This is a genomic window from Caballeronia arvi, assembly GCF_001544695.2.
Taxonomy (GTDB): Bacteria; Pseudomonadota; Gammaproteobacteria; order Burkholderiales; family Burkholderiaceae; genus Caballeronia; species Caballeronia arvi.
On the sequence record NZ_FCOM02000263.1, the window covers coordinates 1 to 1,091 of the forward strand.

The 1,091-nt window shown below is 60.4% G+C and carries 1 protein-coding gene; it reads right to left on the reverse strand.

Features of this window, described 5'->3' with window-relative positions; genetic code table 11:
• Positions 1-899: IS110 family transposase (locus AWB74_RS44785; protein WP_456061769.1), on the reverse strand; the 899-nt coding region annotated here is incomplete at its 3' end.
• Positions 900-1,091 lie beyond the last annotated feature (192 nt).

The following is a 1,091-nucleotide window of genomic DNA, read 5'->3' on the forward strand; positions in this document are numbered from 1 at the left end:
TGAGTGAGCAACTTACGCATGCCGGCGACGAAGGCGACCTTGGTTTTCTTGCCTCTGGCACGTAGCTGATCGCAAAACGCTTTGAGCGTGGGATTGGCGCGTTGAGCGGCGACGCATGCCATATAGAGCGCGCGACGCACGATATGGCGCCCGCCCTTGATATGGCGTTGTCCTTGATGCTTTCCACTATCGGCATTGAATGGGGCGAGGCCGACGAGCGAAGCGATCTGTCGCCCGGTGAGGGTGCCGAGTTCAGGCAAAAAGGCGATCAACGCGGCGGCGGTGCCTTTGCCGATGCCAGGGGTGGAGCGCAGCAGGGCCTCGGTCTTGCGCCAGAGTTCGTTGGCGTGCAGGAAGGAGTCGATGTCGCGATCGGCGTCCTTGATGCGCTGTTTGAGGAAGCCGATGAGTTCATCGATGCTGGTGAAGGCGGCTTTGTGGGCGCGTTTGCGTCGGTTTTGCTCGGCGGTGAGCATATCGATGAGCTGAGCGCGGCGCAGGATAAGAGCCTGCAACTGCTGGGTCTGCTCGTCGTTCAGGGGCCGCACGGGAGGCTTGATGGCTGCGCCGAAGTGCGCGATGACACGCGCATCGATGCGATCGGTTTTAGCCTGTTGGCCGTTGGCTCGGGCGAAGTCGCGCACCCACTTGGAATTGACCGCGACCGCAGGCAGGCCGGCTTGGCACAAGGCTTCCAGGACGGCGCGTTCGAGCTTTCCGGTGGCTTCGAGCACGATCAACTGAGGCTTGAGCGGTGTGAGGCGTGCGATGAGCTCGGCGAAACCTTCGGGAGAATTGGCGATGCGAAAGGACTCGCTGGACTCGTGATAGGCGACGTCGAGGAACTGGCCGCCGACATCGATGCCGACGAACAAAGGAGAGGCGAAAGCGGATTGGATTTGGTTCACCACAGCACCCATACTTGTAAGGATACGAGCTCGAGGCTCATTCAACTGTCCGGGTTCGGAGCGGTAAGAAGAAGCGGCGCCACAGGCTTTCTTTCGGGCTGCAAGCCCATGTAACACAAACGGGCTACCGCTTCGCGTGCACGGAAGGGATCAGCAACCGAACACTGAGGGCAATATACAAGT